The sequence below is a fragment of the Azospirillum sp. BE72 genome, from assembly GCF_031455875.1.
Taxonomy (GTDB): Bacteria; Pseudomonadota; Alphaproteobacteria; order Azospirillales; family Azospirillaceae; genus Azospirillum.
Genome location: NZ_JAVDTO010000012.1, coordinates 146,204 through 163,174, shown reverse-complemented (window position 1 = coordinate 163,174; position 16,971 = coordinate 146,204). Strand labels below are relative to the sequence as shown.

Sequence of the window (16,971 nt, the reverse complement as noted above, 5' to 3'; positions counted from 1 at the left end):
GTCGTTATGCCCACATACGCCCGCGCCGACATCGTGTTCGAGCGTGGTCAAGGTCCGTATCTCTACGCGACCGACGGGCGACGATTCCTCGACTTCGCCGCCGGCGTCGCGGTGAACGCCCTGGGTCACGCGCATCCCTATCTGGTGGAAAAGCTGACCGAGCAGGCGAACAAGCTGTGGCACACCTCCAACCTGTTCCGGGTCGCCGGACAGGAGAGCCTTGGCAAGCGTCTGACCGAGGTCACCTTCGCCGACACGGTGTTCTTCACGAATTCCGGCGCGGAAGCGTGGGAATGCGGCGCCAAGGCCGTCCGCAAGTACCACTATGACTCCGGCAACCCGCAGAAGAACCGCATCATCACCTTCGAGCAGGCCTTCCACGGCCGCACGCTGGGCGCCATCTCGGCCGCCAAGCAGGAGAAGCTGGTGCATGGCTTCGACCCGCTGCTGGACGGCTTCGACCAGGTGCCGTTCGGCGACCTGGATGCCGTGCGCGCCGCCATCACGCCCGCGACCGGCGGCATCTGCGTCGAGCCGATCCAGGGCGAGGGCGGCATCCGCGCCGGCTCGTTGGAGTTCCTGCGCGGCTTGCGCGCGCTGTGCGACGAGCATGGCCTGCTGCTGTTCCTGGACGAGATCCAGTGCGGCATGGGCCGCACCGGCAAGCTGTTCGCCCATGAATGGGCCGGCATCACGCCGGACGTCATGTGTGTCGCCAAGGGCATCGGCGGCGGCTTCCCGCTCGGCGCTTGTCTGGCGACGGAGCGTGCGGCGTCGGGCATGACCGCCGGCACCCACGGCTCCACCTATGGCGGCAACCCGCTGGCAACCGCCGTCGGCAACGCCGTGCTGGACGTCATGCTGGCGCCGGGCTTCCTGGACGACGTGCAGAAGACCTCAGCCTATTTGCGCGGCCGCCTGGAGGAGCTGATCGCCAAGCATCCGGCGATGTTCCTGGAACTGCGCGGCCAGGGCCTGATGCTGGGCCTGAAGCTTGGTCAGCCGGTGGGCGATGTGGTGGCGAAGCTGCGCGCCAACGGCCTGCTGTCGGTCCCGGCCGGCGACAATGTGGTGCGGCTGCTGCCGCCCCTGAACATCGGCGAAGCCGAAGTGAACGAAGCCGTCGGGATTCTCGACCGGACGGCACAGGAGTGCGTGGGATGAGCGGCGACAACAACACGGCCAATAACGGCGTTCGGCACTTCCTCGACATCGACCGGATGGACGGCGCCACGCTGCGCCGCCTGCTCGACCATGCCGTGCGCATCAAGGCCGACCTGAAGAAGGACCGGCTGGCCCATTCCACCCTGCTGGCCGGCCGCTCGCTGGCCCTGATCTTCGAAAAGCCCTCGACCCGCACCCGCGTGTCGTTCGAGGTCGGCATGCAGCAGTTCGGCGGCAACGTCGTGGTGCTGAAGCCCGATGACATGCAGTTGGGCCGCGGCGAGACCATCGGCGACACCGCCCGCGTGCTGTCGCGCTTCGTCGACGCGGTGATGGTCCGCACCACCGGCGAGGAGCGGGTGCATGAGCTGGCCGCCCATGCCAGCATCCCGATCATCAACGGCCTGACCGACCAGACCCACCCCTGCCAGATCATGGCCGACCTGATGACCTTCGAGGAGCATCGCGGTCCGATCAACGGCCGGACCATCGCCTGGATCGGCGACTGCAACAACGTCGCGGTCAGCTGGGCCCATGCCGCCGTCCGTTTCGGCTTCGAACTGCGGCTCGCCTGCCCCACCGTCTACGGCCCGTCGCCGGAGCTGCTGGCCTGGGCCGAGCGCGAGGGCACCGGCCGTCTGGTCGTCACCGAATCGCCGGAAGAGGCGGCGCGTGGAGCAGAATGCGTCATCACCGACGCCTGGGCCTCGATGCACAACACCGACGTGGACGAGCGCGCGGCGATCCTCGCCCCCTATCAGGTGAACGAGGCGCTGATGGCGCACGCCCACCCGGATGCGCTGTTCATGCACTGCCTGCCGGCCCACCGGAACGAGGAAGTGACCGATGGCGTGATCGACGGCCGCCATTCGGTGGTCTGGGACGAGGCGGAAAACCGCCTGCACGCCCAGAAGGCCATCCTCGGCTGGTGCATGGGCGTGCTGGACTGAGGTTAGGTTAGACCCCCACCCTAACCCTCCCCCGCTGGGCGGGAGAGGGAATTGGACCTTTGTCGGCACACAGCGGCAGTCCCTCCCCCGCCCAGCGGGGGAGGTTAGGTGGGGGTCTAACTCCCCAACACCACAGGCCACCCCCATGCATGGGTGCCCTGCCGGCCTTGATTCGGCCTCCCGCCGCCCCGATCTTCGCCCCTACGTCTTCATTGCCGGTCTCTGTCTTAAGGAATCCGCCCTATGGACGATCCGTCCGTCCGCCCGCTCACCGATGATTTCGTCCTGCCGTTCCAGATCGAGGCGTCGCGCCTGCGCGGCCGCACCATCAAGCTGGGGCCGGCGATCGACGAGATCCTGACCCGCCACGACTATCCGCCCACCGTCGCCCGCTTCCTGGCGGAGACGGCGACGCTCGCCGTGCTGCTCGCCAGCATGCTGAAGTACGAGGGCATCTTCACGCTGCAGACCAAGGGCGACGGGCCTATCCGCCTGATGGTGGCCGACGTCACCTCGGTCGGCGACGTGCGCGCCTACGCCCAGTTCGATCCGGAAGCCCTGGCCAAGGCCGAGCGGGACGTCGAGATCGCCCCGGCCGCGGCGCTGCTCGGCAAGGGCTACATCGCCTTCACGGTGGACCAGGGTCAGGACACCGACCGCTACCAAGGCATCGTCGAGCTGTACGGCAAGACGCTGACCGACTGCGTCCAGCACTATTTCCGCCAGTCCGAGCAGATCGACACCGGCCTGACCGTCTCGGTCGACCGCGAGGTGAAGCCGGACGGCACGCCCGGCCAGTGGCGCACCGGCGGCATCATGATTCAGCGCCTGCCGCAGGAGCAGGGTCTGGTCGCGTCCGACAAGGAAGACGATTGGCGCCGCGCCATGGTGCTGATGGCCAGCGTCACCGGCGACGAGCTGCTGTCGACCGATCTCGCCGCGTCCGACCTGCTCTACCGCCTGTTCCACGAGGACGGCGTGCGGATCTATGAGGGCCATGCGCTGCGCTTCGGCTGCCGCTGCTCGCGCGAGCGGGTGGAGAACATGCTGCGCAGCCTGCCCCGCGAAGAGGTGCAGGAGCTGAAGATCGACGACGGCCGGGTCGAGGTGACCTGCCAGTTCTGTTCGACCGACTACCACTTCACCGACGCGGATCTCGACCGCGTGTATGGTCCCGCCTCCTAACGGGGAATAGGGTCCAATACCAGCGCGTTCATAGGGGCGCGGCGTCCGCGCCGCGCCCCTTTCTTTACCCATCAATCCCGAACCGGAGCCCCCATGCTGTCGCGCCGCTTTGCCCTTGCCGCCGGAACGGCCACCCTCCTGCTCGCCGCCTGCCAGAGCGCGCCGCCGCGGCCGGCGCCGCGCCCGGTCGATTTCTCCAATTTCGGGCCGATCGTCCTGAATGCCGGCACCATCGACGTGGTCGACGCCTATCGCCCGATGGGGGCCAAGCATGTGGAGGGCCGCTCCGCGGTTCCGCCGGCCGAGGCGGTGCGGCGCTGGGCGGCGGAGCGGTTGCAGGCGGCCGGCGGTCAGGGCCGCGTGCGCGTCACCATCCGCGACGCCAGCATCGTCGAGGTGGCGCTGCCGACCAAGAAGGGCATCACCGGCTATTTCACCAACGATCAGGCCCAGCGCTATGACGGCCGGATCGAGGTGGAGATCACCGGCGAGGTGCCGGACACCGGCAATGGCGGCTTCCGCGGCGTGACCCGTTCCAGCGTCACCCACTCCTCCACCGTGGCGGAGAACGTCTCGCTGGCCGACCGCGAGGCGACCTTCCTCGACATCACCCGCCGGATGATGGATGACCTGAACGCCCGCCTCGACGCCGGCATCCGCAAGGATCTGGCGCCGATGGTGCGGCGGTGATTTCCCGGCGCTGATCGCTTCGCTGGGAGTTGGCCCGGCTGATCCGCCCTATATCTCAAGCTGCATGCCCAGCTCGACCACACGGTTGGGCGGGATGCAGAAATACTCCGACGCGCTGGTCGACAGCTTCGACAGGAAGATGAACAGCGGCTCCTGCCAGCGCGGCAGGCCGAGCTTGCCGTGGCTGCGGATCAGCGTCTCGCGGCTGACGAAATAGGTGGTTTCCATCGGCTCGAACGGCAGGCCGGGGATCCGCTTCGTCTCCAGCGCCTGCGGGATGTCGGGCTCGTCCTTGAAGCCGAAATGGACGATCAGCCGGAAGAATCCGGCGGACAGCGCCTTCAACTCGAAGCGCCGCTCGTCCGGCACATGGGGCACGTCCTCGATGTCGACGGTCAGCAGCACGACGCGCTGGTGCAGCACCTTGTAATGCTTCAGGCTGTGCAGCAGCCCCGGCGGCAGGCCGCGCGGGTTGCCGGTCAGGAAGACGGCGGTGCCCGGAACCCGCTGCACCGAGCCGCCCTTCAGCCGCTCCACCAGCAGGTCGAAGGGCAGCGCATCCTCGGCCAGCCGCTTGCGCACCACCTCGCGCCCGCGCCGCCAGGTCGCCATCAGCAGGAAGACCGCCGCGCCGACCACCAGCGGGAACCAGCCGCCCTCCTCCACCTTCACCAGATTGGCCAGGAACAGCGCCATGTCGACGGTCAGGAACACCGCCAGCGCCAGCACCGCCTGCCACAGCTTCCAGCGTCCGAGCGAGCGCGCGACCTTGTAGGCCAGCAGCGTGGTCGCCACCATCGTGCCCGTCACGGCGATGCCGTAGGCGGCGGCGAGGTTGCTGGAGGTCTGGAAGGTCAGCACCAGCAGGAGAACGCCGGCCAGCAGCAGCCAGTTCAGCTGCGGCATGTAGATCTGGCCCTTCTCATGTTCCGAGGTGTGCATCACCTCCATCCGCGGCAGATAGCGCAGATGCATCGCCTGCAGCGTCACCGAATAGGCGCCGGAGATCACCGCCTGACCGGCGATGATGGTCGCCGCCGTCGCCAGCAGCAGAAGCGGCACCTGCGCCCAGTCCGGCGCCAGATGGAAGAAGGGGTTCTCGATCGCTTCCGGCTCGTGCAGCAGCAGGGCGCCCTGGCCGAAATAGCACAGCAGAAGCGACGGCAGCACGATGGTGTACCAGGCGCCGCGGATCGGCTTTCGGCCGAAATGGCCCATGTCGGCGTAGAGCGCTTCCGCCCCCGTCACCGCCAGAACCACGGCTCCCAGCAGCAGGAAGCCGTGCCAGCCATGATTGAACAGCATCTCCACGGCATGGCCGGGCCAGACGGCGGCCAGGACACCGGGATACCGCACGATCTGCCACAGCCCCAGCACGCCCAGCGTTATGAACCAGACCATCATCACCGGCCCGAACAGCCGGCCGACCTTCTCCGTCCCGAAGCGCTGCAGCACGAACAGTCCGATCAGGATGGTCAGCGTGATGGGGATGACGTAATCGTCCAGAGCGGGGGCCACGACATGCAGCCCCTCCACCGCGCTCAGAACCGAGATGGCGGGGGTGATCAGGCTGTCGCCGTAGAACAGCGAGGCGCCCATCACGCCGATGGCCATGACGACGCCGGTGCGCCGGTGCCCCGGCCGCATGCCGCGCAACGCCAGCGCGGTCAGCGCCAGGATGCCGCCTTCGCCCTGGTTGTCGGCGCGCATGACGAAGACGACGTATTTCACCGTCACCGTGATGATCAACGCCCAGAAGATCAGCGACAGCACGCCCAGGATGACCTCCGGCACCAGCGGAAAGCCGCCGCCCTCGGTCAGGCATTCGCGCAGCGTGTAGAGCGGGCTGGTGCCGATGTCGCCATAGACGACACCCAGCGCCCCCAGCGCGAGCGCGCGCAGCTTCGCCGCATGCTCCCGCCCATCCATGCCTGCTTCCATAACCAGGTCCGCTCCTGTCCCGTTTCACTGCGTCCGCAAAGGACCACCGCCGGCCTGCCCGGCACATCGTCCGGACCGATCATTGGCATACGCACAGCCATGCCTAAGGTGGCTTGCGGTGGACGCGCAAGCACCGAATGGCGAAACGCGCCGCCGGCCGGTCCGATCCCATGCCAGTTACACCCTTTCGGTGGTCCGTTCCCATGCGACGGAGCGCGGCACTCGGCACCGTTGCATCCGGAGCGCCGACATGCTTCCATTCATACGTGTACCGCGCGGAGCTCCGAGCCGGCAGCCATGTCCAACGATTTCCTGTTCGCCTCGGACGCGTCCCCCGTAGCACCGCTCCCGGACCGACCCGACTCCGACACCCCGGACCCTCATTCCCCGCCCTGGCTGGTGCTGGTCGCCGATGACGAGCCGGAGGTGCATGCCGTCACCCGGCTGGCGTTGGCCCGCCTGCGCTTCCGCGGCCGTCCCGTCCGCCTGCTGGACTGCACCAGCGCCGCGGAGGCGGAGCGCATCCTGCGCGACACGCCCGGCATCGCGGTCATCCTGCTCGACGTGGTGATGGAGACGGAGGATGCCGGCCTGCGGCTGGTCCGCACCATCCGGGAGGATTTGGGCAACCGGGCCGTCCGCATCGTCCTGCGCACCGGCCAGCCAGCGCAGGTCGCGGAGGAGGACCTCGTCCTCGCCTATGAGATCGACGGCTACACCGCCAAGACGGAACTGACCGCCCGTCGGCTGTTCACCAGCGTGGTGACGGCGTTGCGCGCCTATGACGCACTCGACGCGCTGGAACGGCAGCTCGCCGAGCGCACCCGCGCGCTGGAGGAGGCGACCGTCCGCCTGAACCGGCTGGCGGTGCTGGATCCGCTGACCGGCGTGTGGAACCGCCGCCGCTTCCTGGAACTGGCGGCGGCGGAACTGGCGCGGGCACGGCGCTATGGCCGGCCGCTGACGGTCTTCCTGCTCGACCTCGATGGGTTCAAGGCGGTCAACGATGCCCATGGCGACGCCGCCGGGGACGCGGTGCTGCGCGCGGTGGTGAAGCGGATGCGGGCGGCGCTGCGCATCTCCGACCATGTCGCCCGTTCCGGCGGGGAGGAATTCGTCGTGCTGCTGCCGGAGACCGACTCCGCCGGTGCCGCCGTGGTGGCGGAACGGGTGCGCGCCGCCCTGGCCGGCAGCCCCATCGTCGTGGACGACCGCGCCATATCCGTCACCGCCAGCATCGGCATCGCCCACTGGCTGCCCGGCGAACCCGGCGTCGAACAGACCCTGCACCGCGCCGAGCGGGCGCTCCGCGCCGCCAAGCAGGCCGGCCGCAACCGGGTGGAACGGGCGGCGGAATAGCCGGCCCAACCCCGGCGATAGGGTGTTTCATGTGAAATATCGTCACAGCGCGGCGATTGAACGGCGGGGAACTAGGGGCTACTCCTATCGTTGGAGGCATCCATCCGGATGGTGCTCCCGATCAGGGGTTCGCACATGTGGCAGGACTACGGCAACGCGCTCATCTCCGCCTTCGGGCTGGCGGGCCTGGGGTTCGGCATCGGCAAGCTCGTCATCGTGCTCGGTGAGCGCGCCATCGAGCGGCGCCACGGGTCGGAGGGGGTGCGCGACGTCATCGCACGCCGCGCCAAGATGGAAACGAAGTTCGAAGCCCGCCGTGCCGACCGCATCCGGGAACTGAAGGAGCTGGACGGCACGGTGGAGGACGTTCTGCGCCGCCGCAAGGTGCTGGAACGCCAGATCGAGGACTCGCGGCAGTCCGGCGAACGGCTGGTCCGCCTGATCGGCGAGGAGATCCAGGGCAGCCCCTGCTATGTCGCCATGGTCGTGAACAAATATGTCGGCACCGGCGCCGCCCAGCAGAGCCAGCATGCGCTGGTCGACCCCACTTGGGCCCAGCCGCAGACGATCGAGGTGTGGGCGCGGTCGATGGCGGAGGCGCGGACGGAGATCGAACGGCGCTACCCCCCGGCCTTCGGCTATGCGGTGACCCGGATGCAGGAGTTCCTGTCCGCCGATGCTCCCGTCGCCAAGGCCGGTTGAGATCCGGTTGAGATAAGGACGCGCCATGGACAGCATGCCCTACATCTTCGCCGGTCTGGTCGGCCTCGCCTCCCTGTCGGTATCGCTTCTGCTGGCCATGCGCCGCCTGAAGACCTCGGAGGAGCGGATCGCCAACGCCGTCTCGCGCAAGCAGGCGCAGGTCGAGCGGATCAAGAAGGTCGCCCGCGTCACGCTTCAGCAGGCCCGCGATCTGCGCGACGCCCGCCGCCGCAAGGCGATGGCCGAGCTGGGCTGCGAGGATCTGGAACAGCGCCTGAAGGCCGTCGGCGCCGCCGACCGCCGCATCTATGTGCTGGACGACCGCCGCACCCAGAAGGACCAGGGCTGGCTGCTGCGGGTGGTCAACATCGAATACGGCGCCCGCGTCAACGCCAACCTCACCCCCACCGCGCTGGACAGCTGGAAGCGCGGCCGCCGCTTCCTGGTCTGGGCGCTGGACGAGAAGAAGGCCTGCGAGAAGGTCAACGCCCGCTTCCCCGAGAACAAGGGCTTCACGGTCATGGGCGTGGAGTCCTATCTGGGGTGAGCATCGACTGACGATGCCCCCCACCCTAACCCTCCCCCGCCCAGCGGGGGAGGGTTAGGGTGGGGGGCATTCGCCAGCCGACACGCCCCGCCACAATAATGACATCAATCCCATTTTCGGACTATCATCCCCGCGCGCACCCATCCGCCAGCGCCGGGGAGCCTTGCCATGATCCGTTACGCCGAACTGCAGGTCGCCACCAGCTTCAGCTTCCTGGAGGGGGCATCGCACCCTGACGAGTTGGCGCTGACCGCGTCCGCACTCGGGCTGGCGGCGGTGGGGGTGACGGACCGCAATTCGCTGGCCGGCGTGGTGCAGATGCATGCGGCGGCAAAGAAGGCGGGCATCCGGGCGCTGATCGGCTGCCGACTGGACCTGACCGACGCCGACAGCCTGCTGGCCTACCCGACCGACCGCGCCGCCTACGCCCGGCTGTCGCGGCTGCTGACGCTGGGCAAGATGCGGGCGCCGAAGGGGGAGTGCTTCATCGCCCGCGCCGACGTGCTGGCCCATGCCGAGGGCATGCTGTTCCTGCTGCTGTCGCCCGACCGGCGCGACGAGTCGTTCCTGCGCGAGCTGCGCGCCTGGCGCAGCGGGCTGGCGCGCGGGCAGCTCTATCTGGCGGCGAGCCACCGCTACCAGGGCGACGACGGCCGGCGGCTGCGCTGGCTGGCCGGGCTTGGGGAGACGGAGGGGGTGCCGCTGGTCGCCACCAACGACGTGCTCTATCACGGCGCCGGGCGGCGGGCGCTGGCCGACGTGATGACCTGCATCCGCCATCACACCACCATCGACGAGGCCGGCTGGCGCCTGTCCGCCAATGCCGAGCGCCACCTGAAGCCGGCCGTCGAGATGGTGCGCCTGTTCCGCGACCACCCCGACGCCGTCGCCCGCAGCCTGGAGATCGCCGAAGCCTGCCGCTTCTCGCTGGACGAGCTGCGCTACGAGTACCCCGACGAGGTGGCGGAGGGGCGCGATCCGCAGGACACGCTGGAAATCCTGACCTGGGCGGGTGCGGCCGAGAAATATCCCGGCGGGATCCCCGATCCGGTCCGGCAGACCGTGGAGCGTGAACTGGCCCTGATCGCCGGCCAGGGCTACGCCCCCTATTTCCTGACCGTTCACGACATCGTCCGCTTCGCCAGGGAACAGGGCATCCTCTGCCAGGGGCGCGGCAGCGCCGCCAATTCCGTCGTCTGCTATTGCCTGGGCATCACCTCGGTCGATCCGACCGAAATCGATCTGCTGTTCGAGCGCTTCATCTCCGCCGCCCGCGGCGAGCCGCCGGACATCGACGTCGATTTCGAGCATGAACGGCGAGAGGAGGTGATCCAGTACATCTACAGGAAATACGGCCGCGCCCGCGCCGGCCTGACCGCCACCGTCATCCGCTACCGCGCCCGCAGCGCGTTGCGCGAGGTCGGCAAGGCGATGGGGCTGTCGGCCGATCTGGTGGCACGGCTGACCGGAACGATCTGGGGCTGGAGCAGCCAGGGCGTGGACGGGGAGCGCGCCCGCTCGCTCGGCCTCGACCCCGACGACCCGCGCCTGCAGCGGACGCTGGAACTGGCCGATGAACTGATCGGCTTTCCCCGCCACCTGTCGCAGCATGTCGGCGGCTTCGTGATCACCCGCGGCCCGCTGTCCGACCTCTGCCCGGTCGCCAATGCCGCGATGGAGGACCGGACAACCATCGAATGGGACAAGGACGACATCGATGCGCTCGGCATCCTGAAGGTCGACGTTCTGGCGCTGGGCATGCTGACCTGCATCCGTCGCGCCTTCGACCTGATCGAACAGGTGCACGGGCAACGCTGGACGCTCGACAGCCTGCCCAAGGAGGACCCGGCGGTCTACGAGATGCTCTGCCGCGCCGACAGCCTGGGCGTCTTCCAGGTCGAAAGCCGCGCGCAGATGAGCATGCTGCCCCGGCTGAAGCCGCGGACCTTCTACGACTTGGTGATCGAGGTCGCCATCGTCCGCCCCGGCCCGATCCAGGGCGGCATGGTCCATCCCTATCTGCGCCGCCGCAGCGGGGCGGAGGACATCACCTACCCGATGCCGGCGCTGAAGCCGGTCCTCTACAAGACGCTGGGCGTGCCGCTGTTCCAGGAACAGGCGATGAAGGTCGCGATGGTCGGCGCCGGCTTCACCGCCGAGGAGGCCGACCAGCTGCGCCGCGCCATGGCCGCCTTCCGCAGGACGGGCCAGGTGCGCCTGTTCCACGACAAGTTCATCGCCGGCATGATTGCCAACGGCTGCGACCCCGCCTTCGCCGAACGCTGTTTCCAGCAGATCGAGGGCTTCGGCGAATACGGCTTCCCGGAAAGCCATGCCGCCAGCTTCGCGCGGCTGGTCTATGTCTCCGCCTGGATCAAGCGCCACCACCCCGCCATCTTCGCCGCCGCCCTGCTGAACAGCCAGCCCATGGGCTTCTACGCCCCCGCCCAGATCGTCCGCGACGCGCGGGAGCACGGCGTGACCGTCCTGCCGCCGGACGTGAACCTGTCGGGGTGGGATTGCACCATCGAACCCCAGCACCAGTCCCTTCTCCCCCCCGCTCACGCGCAAACTTCGTTTGCGCTGACGCGACAGGCGGACCACAGGTCCGCCGAAAGCGGGGAGAAGGTTAGGATGAGGGGGTTCGGCGCAGCCGAAGAGATCCTCGAAACGCATCCCCCTCACCCCGACCCTCTCCCCGGAGGGGAGAGGGGGATAAGCCTCCGCCTCGGCCTCCGTCTCATCAAGGGCTTCACCGAAGCCCACGCCGACGCCATCGTCCTGTCCCGCGCCGGCGGCTACCGCGATCCCTATGACCTGTGGCGGCGCGCCCGCCTGCCGGTCGCGGCGCTGGAAAAGCTTGCCCGGGCCGACGCCTTCCGTTCCGTCGGGCTGGACCGGCGGGCGGCGCTGTGGGCGGTGCGGGCGCTGGGCGACCAGCCGCTGCCGCTGTTCGCGCGACTAGATGGCCCGCTAGCCGAGGAACCCGAAGCCCCGCTGCCCGCCATGGCGCTGGGGGAGCATGTGGTGATGGACTACACCAGCCTGTCGCTGTCGCTGAAGGCCCACCCGCTGGCCCTGCTGCGCGACGGCCTGCCCGGCATCACCCCGGCGGAGCGGCTGGCCCGGACGCGCGACGGCCGGCGGCTGACCACCGCCGGCCTCGTGCTGGTGCGCCAGCGGCCGGGCAGCGCCGAGGGCGTCGTCTTCATCACGCTGGAGGACGAGACCGGGATCGCCAACCTCGTCGTCATGCCCGACGCCTTCGAGACCTTCCGCCGCCCGATCATGACCGCGCGGATGATGGCCGCCACCGGGCGGGTGCAGAACCACGAGGGCGTGGTGCATCTGTGCGTGGAATCGCTGATCGACCTGACCCACCGGCTGTCCGAGCTGACCGGCGAGGACCGGCCCGCAGCCGGCTCCTTCTCCAAGGGCCGCAATTTTCATTGAGGGGACCGGCCATTTTAATTCGGCCAACCGATTGCTCCTGACATCACGCTGTCAGGAGGGGGTGTGCTATCAAGGGGACGTGCCGGCACGAACCACGAACATCCCTTCCCCACATGTCAGGAGCCCGTTCCATGAACAACCCGCATGTCGCCACCTGGTTCGAAATCCCCGCCGCCGACCTCGCCCGTGCCGTGCGCTTCTACGAGGCCGTCTTCGCCACCAAGATGGTTCAGGAGCCCTGCCCCAGCGGCATGAAGATGGCCGTCTTCCCGGCCGATGGCGAAGCGGTGAAGGGTTGCCTGATCGAGCACGAGTCGTGCAAGCCCAGCGCCGACGGCACCACCGTCTACCTGAACGGCGGCGACGACCTGTCCGCCCCGCTGGCCCGTGCCGAGCAGGCCGGCGCCACCATCGTCGTGCCGAAGACGCTGATCACGCCGGAGATCGGCTATTTCGCCCAGTTCATCGACAGCGAGGGCAACCGCGTCGGCCTCTATTCGATGCACTGATCCCGAGCCGCTTCCATGCGCCGCGCCGACCGCCTGTTCCAGATCGTCCAGCATCTCCGCAAGGGGCGGCTGGTGACGGCTGCCGAGCTGGCGCGCTGCCTGGAGGTGTCGGAGCGCACCGTCTACCGCGACATGCGCGACCTCGCCTCCTCCGGCGTGCCGGTGGAGGGCGAGGCCGGCGTCGGCTATCTGCTGCGCGACGGCTACGACCTGCCGCCGCTGATGTTCACCCGGGACGAGGTGGAGGCGCTGGTGGTCGGCGCCCGCCTTGCCCGCGCCTGGGTCGGCGGCGCGCTCGCCGATGCCGCCGCCCGCGCCCTGGACAAGGTGGAGGCGGTGGTGCCGGAGGCGCGGCGGCGCGAACTGGCCGACAGCCGCGTCTTCGTCCCCGACTTCTCCTTCCCTGCCGCTCTGCGCGAGCGGATGGACGTGCTGCGCTGCGCCATCAACGCCAGACGCGTCGTGCTGTTCGACTACCGGCGCGAGGACGGCACCCATTCCGCCCGCGCGGTCCAGCCGCTGGGCCTGTTCTTCTGGGGCCGGGTGTGGACGCTGGGCGCTTGGTGCGAACTGCGCGAGGAGTTCCGCAGCTTCCGCATCGACCGCATGGAGACCCTGATGGCTCTGGAGCGCCGATTCGACGAAATCCCCGGCCGCGGACTGGAGGACTATCTCGCCCTCTGGCGCGAGGAGGGCTCGTGCGCGGGGGTGAGGCCCTTCACTCCACCAGCCTGATCTCCGTCGTCGCCACGCCCGAGGCGCCGACCGGCACCGCGTAATCGTCGAATCCAGGCGGGCCGAAGCTGCCGCGGGCGGAGCGGCTGAAGCCGTGCGGTTCGGCGGGGATGCCGAACAGTCCGGTGGCGAGTTCCCCGTTGTTGTCCAGATCCTGGAAGGCGATCAGCCCATAGCGCCCGGCCGGCAGGTCGGGGAAGACCGCGACCAGATCCGTCCCCGCCGCCGCGGCGAAATAGCCGGCGCGCGGCGCCTTCGCCGCCTGGGCCTCGGCGCTGTCGAACAGCGCGATCATCACCTTGCCCTGATTGGGCTTGACGTTACGGACGGTTGCGCGAAGCTCCCCCGCGGCGGCCGTTCCCGCGGCGGCCAGCGCCAGCAGAGTCACCGGGGCGATCATCCTTGCGAACCAACGCGCGAACCAACGGCGTGCCTTCATTCCCCGATCCTTCCTGGCGGCTCCCGGCCGGCCGGGCACCGCGCGATGCGTGACGCGACCATGCCGGACGGCGCCGCCTCCACCCCATCCGTTCCCTACGGCAGGCGCATGCTGCGCCGGCGCCTGCCGCTGCTGGCGGGCTCCATCCTAGCATTGGCTCTGCTGGGGCCGTTCGGCACATTCCGCGAAATGGGGTTCATGCTGCGGCTTGGCTACTGGGGCGGGCTGATCGCCACCGGCTGGTCGATGTTCGAACTGGTGGTGCTGGTCGCCCGCCGGGTCCTGCCGAACCTGGAGCGCACATGGCCGCTGATGCTGGCCGCGGCCTTCCTGACCGTCGGCGTCCTGCAGACCCTGGTGGTCGCCCTGCTGGAAAACCAGCTGCGCGGCCAGGATTTCCTCACCCCCGCCGGGTTGGCCGAGCTGTTCGGCCATGTGCTGGTCATCACCACCCTGGTGTCGGCCCTGCCGGTGTGGCTGGAGTTGCGGGAGCAAGGCATCGTCGGCCACCTGCCGCCCGCCCCGCCCGAGTCTTCCATCGACGGCGGCCCGCCCCTGCCCCGTCCCGCCCCGTTCCTCGACCGCATCCCGTCCAGGCTGGGCCGCGACCTGCTGGCGCTGGAGATGGAGGACCATTACGTCCGCGTCCATACCGCGCTGGGCAGCGACCTGATCCTGATGCGCATGCGCGACGCGGTGGCGGAACTGGCGGGCATCGACGGCCGGCAGGTCCACCGCTCCTATTGGGTCGCCGCTTCGGCGGTGACGGCGGTGGAGCGCAAGCCGGACGGCAAGTTGTCGCTGCGGTTGACCAACGGCCTGCTGGTGCCGGTCAGCCGCACCCACGCGCCCTCGGTGCGCGCCGCCGGCTGGACCGAGAAAGCCGTCTCCTGAACGCCTCTAAACACCCTCTCCGCGGAAGGGCCGCGACAGCAGCCCGTCAATGGTCTCGTCCAGCCCGGCGCCGCGGTTCAGGATGGCGTCGACCGCGCCGCAGATCGGCATGTCGACGCCCAGCTTCGCCGCCAGCCCGACCACCGCCGCGGCGGTGTAGACGCCTTCCGCCACCGACCGGCGCACCGCCAGGATCTCGGCCAGCGCCTTGCCTTCGCCCAGCGCCGCCCCCAGCGACATGTTGCGCGACTGCAGGCTGGAGCAGGTCAGCGTCAGGTCGCCCAGGCCCGACAGCCCCATCAGCGTCTCCGCCCGGCCGCCGAGCGCCAGCGCCAGCCGGGTGATCTCCGCCAAGCCGCGGGTGATCAGCGCCGCGCGCGCGTTGTCGCCCAGCCGCCGCCCCTCGACCACGCCGCAGGCGATGGCCAGCACATTCTTCACCGCCCCGCCGATCTGCGAGCCGATCACGTCGTCCGAGCGGTAGGGCCGGAAGGTGCGGCTGCCCAGCGCCGCGACCAGCGCCGTGCCCAGCGCCTCGTCGGCGCAGGCCAGCGTCACCGCCGTCGGCAGCCCGCGCGCCACCTCCGCCGCGAAGGTCGGGCCGGACAGGATCGCCACCGGATTGCCGCCCGGCAGGGAGGCCGCGACCGCCTCGCTCATCAGCGCGTGGCTGTCCAGCTCGATCCCCTTGGCGCAGACGACCACCGGTGCGCCCGGCTTCAGCAGCGGCGCCATCCGCGCGGTGACGCTGCGCGCATGCTGGGCCGGCGACACCAGCAGCACCGCGTCGCACTCGCCGAGATCGGCCAGATCGCCGGTGACCCGTAGCGCGTCGGGCAGCGGCACGCCGGGCAGGTAATCGCGGTTCTCGCGGCGGATGCTCATCGCCTCCACCACCGCCGGCTCGCGCGCCCACAGCAGCGTCTCGCGCCCGGCCCGCAACGCCGCCAGGGCCAGCGCCGTTCCCCAGGCGCCGCCGCCGACGACGCCGATCCGGTTGAGGGAGGAGGAGGGCATCGATGTCATCTCACCACGTATCCATTCCGGTCAAAGCCCTCTCCCGCCCCGGGAGAGGGAGGGGACCCGCACCGAAGGCGTGGGGAGGGTGAGGGGTAATACGAGAATCCCGAACCGCATGGCTTCGTGCCTCACCCCTCACCCTTCCCGCTTCGCGGGCCCCTTCCCTCTCCCGGGCCGGGAGAGGGAAATTCTCACGCCTTCACCCCTGCGCCAACCCCCGCGCGCCCGATCACCGGCGCGGCGGTGGGGTCCAGCGGCCAGCGCGGGCGGGGGGCGAAGTTCAGCGGGTCGCTCTCGCCCAGGCGGAAGCGCTCGATCCCGGCCCAGGCGATCATCGCCGCATTGTCGGTGCACAGCCGCAGCGGCGGGGCGACGAACGGCATGCGCTGCTTCTCCGCCAAGGTAGCCAACCGGCTGCGGATCGCCTTGTTGGCGGCGACGCCGCCGGCGACCACCAGGGCGCCGCCCTGCGGATGATCCTCCTTGAAGCGGCGGATGGCGCGGGCGCAGCGGTCGGCCAGCACCTCCGCCACCGTCGCCTGGAAGGCGGCGGCGAGGTCGTCGCGATCCGCATCGGAAAGCGGCGCGCCCACCTCCTCCACATGCCGCCGCACCGCGGTCTTCAGCCCGGAAAAGGAAAAATCGCAGCCCGGACGCCCCAGCATCGGCCGCGGCAGCTCGAACCGTCCCGGATTGGTGGCGCGTGCCGCCGCCTTCTCCACCAGCGGCCCGCCGGGATAGCCGAGCCCCAGCAGCTTGGCGGTCTTGTCGAAGGCCTCGCCCACCGCGTCGTCGATGGTGGTGCCGAGCCGGCGGTAGCGCCCCACCCCCTCCACCGCCAGAAGCTGGCAATGGCCGCCGGACACCAGCAGCAGCAGGTAGGGAAAGGCGACGTTGTCGGTCAGCCGCGCGGTCAGCGCGTGGCCTTCCAGATGGTTGACGGCGACGAAGGGCAGCCCGCGCGCCGCGGCGATGGCCTTGGCGGTCATGACGCCGACGATGACGCCGCCGATCAGCCCCGGCCCGCCGGTGGCCGCCACCGCGTCGAGATCACCGAAGCCGATCCCGGCCTCCGCCATCGCGCGGCGGATCAGCCCGTCCAGATGTTCCAGATGGGCGCGGGCGGCGATTTCCGGGACGACGCCGCCATAAGGCGTGTGGTCGTCCAACTGCGACAGCACGACGTCGGCGCGGATCTCGCGCGCGTCGGTGACGATCGCGGCGGCCGTCTCGTCGCAGCTGGTTTCAATTCCAAGAACGATCATGGCGCCAAACTAGCCGCCTTGGCCATCCGGGTACAGGATGGAGTTGCGCGCACGCGGGCGCGAGAAGGCGGGCGCGTGAAATTTGATCCGTCTCAATCTTATGTATGAGAGGCAGACG

The 16,971-nt window shown here is 69.5% G+C and carries 15 protein-coding genes; 11 read left to right on the top strand and 4 right to left on the bottom strand.

The features are described from left to right. Nucleotides 1–6 precede the first annotated feature (6 nt). The 4 genes from J2Y49_RS23720 to J2Y49_RS23705 all read left to right on the top strand — a co-directional run bounded on the left by J2Y49_RS23720 (nucleotide 7) and on the right by J2Y49_RS23705 (nucleotide 3,989). Nucleotides 7–1,164, top strand: coding sequence for an aspartate aminotransferase family protein (locus tag J2Y49_RS23720; protein WP_409017898.1), 1,158 nt, complete (start codon nucleotides 7–9; stop codon nucleotides 1,162–1,164). Next, on the top strand, nucleotides 1,161–2,114 hold the full coding sequence (gene argF / locus J2Y49_RS23715; protein ID WP_310117440.1) for an ornithine carbamoyltransferase: 954 nt from the start codon (nucleotides 1,161–1,163) through the stop codon (nucleotides 2,112–2,114). Before J2Y49_RS23720 ends, argF begins: the two co-directional genes overlap by 4 nt. A 243-nt stretch (nucleotides 2,115–2,357) precedes the next feature. Further along, on the top strand, nucleotides 2,358–3,299 hold the full coding sequence (locus tag J2Y49_RS23710) for an Hsp33 family molecular chaperone (protein ID WP_310117439.1): 942 nt from the start codon (nucleotides 2,358–2,360) through the stop codon (nucleotides 3,297–3,299). A gap of 93 nt (nucleotides 3,300–3,392) precedes the next feature. After that, nucleotides 3,393–3,989 (top strand): hypothetical protein, encoded by a 597-nt coding sequence (locus J2Y49_RS23705; RefSeq protein ID WP_310117438.1) that lies wholly within the window; start codon nucleotides 3,393–3,395, stop codon nucleotides 3,987–3,989. Nucleotides 3,990–4,037: 48 nt separating this feature from the next. Here the strand turns inward: J2Y49_RS23705 and J2Y49_RS23700 are convergent, their stop codons facing one another. Continuing rightward, entirely contained in the window at nucleotides 4,038–5,930 is a 1,893-nt protein-coding gene (locus J2Y49_RS23700; protein ID WP_310117437.1) for a potassium transporter Kup, read from the bottom strand. A gap of 297 nt (nucleotides 5,931–6,227) precedes the next feature. Between J2Y49_RS23700 and J2Y49_RS23695 the strand changes: the two genes are divergently transcribed. From J2Y49_RS23695 to J2Y49_RS23670, 6 genes are all read left to right on the top strand, one after another. Continuing rightward, complete coding sequence (locus J2Y49_RS23695; RefSeq protein ID WP_310117436.1) at nucleotides 6,228–7,289, top strand: diguanylate cyclase; 1,062 nt, start codon at nucleotides 6,228–6,230, stop codon at nucleotides 7,287–7,289. A gap of 135 nt (nucleotides 7,290–7,424) precedes the next feature. Then, nucleotides 7,425–7,991, top strand: a complete 567-nt coding sequence (locus J2Y49_RS23690; protein ID WP_310117435.1) for a hypothetical protein — start codon at nucleotides 7,425–7,427, stop codon at nucleotides 7,989–7,991. A 25-nt stretch (nucleotides 7,992–8,016) separates the two neighbouring features. Continuing rightward, nucleotides 8,017–8,538, top strand: a complete 522-nt coding sequence (locus J2Y49_RS23685) for a hypothetical protein (protein ID WP_310117434.1) — start codon at nucleotides 8,017–8,019, stop codon at nucleotides 8,536–8,538. A 168-nt stretch (nucleotides 8,539–8,706) separates the two neighbouring features. Continuing rightward, on the top strand, nucleotides 8,707–11,991 hold the full coding sequence (locus J2Y49_RS23680; protein WP_310117433.1) for an error-prone DNA polymerase: 3,285 nt from the start codon (nucleotides 8,707–8,709) through the stop codon (nucleotides 11,989–11,991). A 131-nt stretch (nucleotides 11,992–12,122) separates the two neighbouring features. Then, nucleotides 12,123–12,500 carry a VOC family protein gene (locus tag J2Y49_RS23675; protein WP_149227947.1) on the top strand — a complete coding sequence of 126 codons (378 nt, stop codon included), beginning with the start codon at nucleotides 12,123–12,125 and terminating at the stop codon, nucleotides 12,498–12,500. Between the two features lie 15 nt (nucleotides 12,501–12,515). Continuing rightward, the gene (locus J2Y49_RS23670; RefSeq protein ID WP_310117432.1) at nucleotides 12,516–13,235 is read left to right on the top strand and encodes a YafY family protein; all 720 of its coding nucleotides are present in this window, start codon (nucleotides 12,516–12,518) and stop codon (nucleotides 13,233–13,235) included. On the opposite strand, the gene J2Y49_RS23665 is transcribed toward J2Y49_RS23670, so the two are convergent. Next, complete coding sequence (locus J2Y49_RS23665; RefSeq protein WP_310117431.1) at nucleotides 13,219–13,674, bottom strand: DUF2141 domain-containing protein; 456 nt, start codon at nucleotides 13,672–13,674, stop codon at nucleotides 13,219–13,221. The genes J2Y49_RS23670 and J2Y49_RS23665 overlap by 17 nt on opposite strands. Nucleotides 13,675–13,719: 45 nt before the next feature. On the opposite strand from J2Y49_RS23665, the gene J2Y49_RS23660 reads away from it, so the two are divergent. Continuing rightward, nucleotides 13,720–14,568 (top strand): LytTR family DNA-binding domain-containing protein, encoded by an 849-nt coding sequence (locus tag J2Y49_RS23660; RefSeq protein WP_310117430.1) that lies wholly within the window; start codon nucleotides 13,720–13,722, stop codon nucleotides 14,566–14,568. A 6-nt stretch (nucleotides 14,569–14,574) separates the two neighbouring features. Here the strand turns inward: J2Y49_RS23660 and J2Y49_RS23655 are convergent, their stop codons facing one another. Continuing rightward, nucleotides 14,575–15,594: an NAD(P)H-dependent glycerol-3-phosphate dehydrogenase gene (locus J2Y49_RS23655; RefSeq protein WP_310117429.1), complete on the bottom strand. Its 1,020-nt coding sequence runs from the start codon at nucleotides 15,592–15,594 to the stop codon at nucleotides 14,575–14,577. Nucleotides 15,595–15,779: 185 nt separating this feature from the next. Then, nucleotides 15,780–16,853, bottom strand: a complete 1,074-nt coding sequence (tsaD, locus tag J2Y49_RS23650; RefSeq protein ID WP_310117428.1) for a tRNA (adenosine(37)-N6)-threonylcarbamoyltransferase complex transferase subunit TsaD — start codon at nucleotides 16,851–16,853, stop codon at nucleotides 15,780–15,782. Nucleotides 16,854–16,971: the final 118 nt, after the last annotated feature.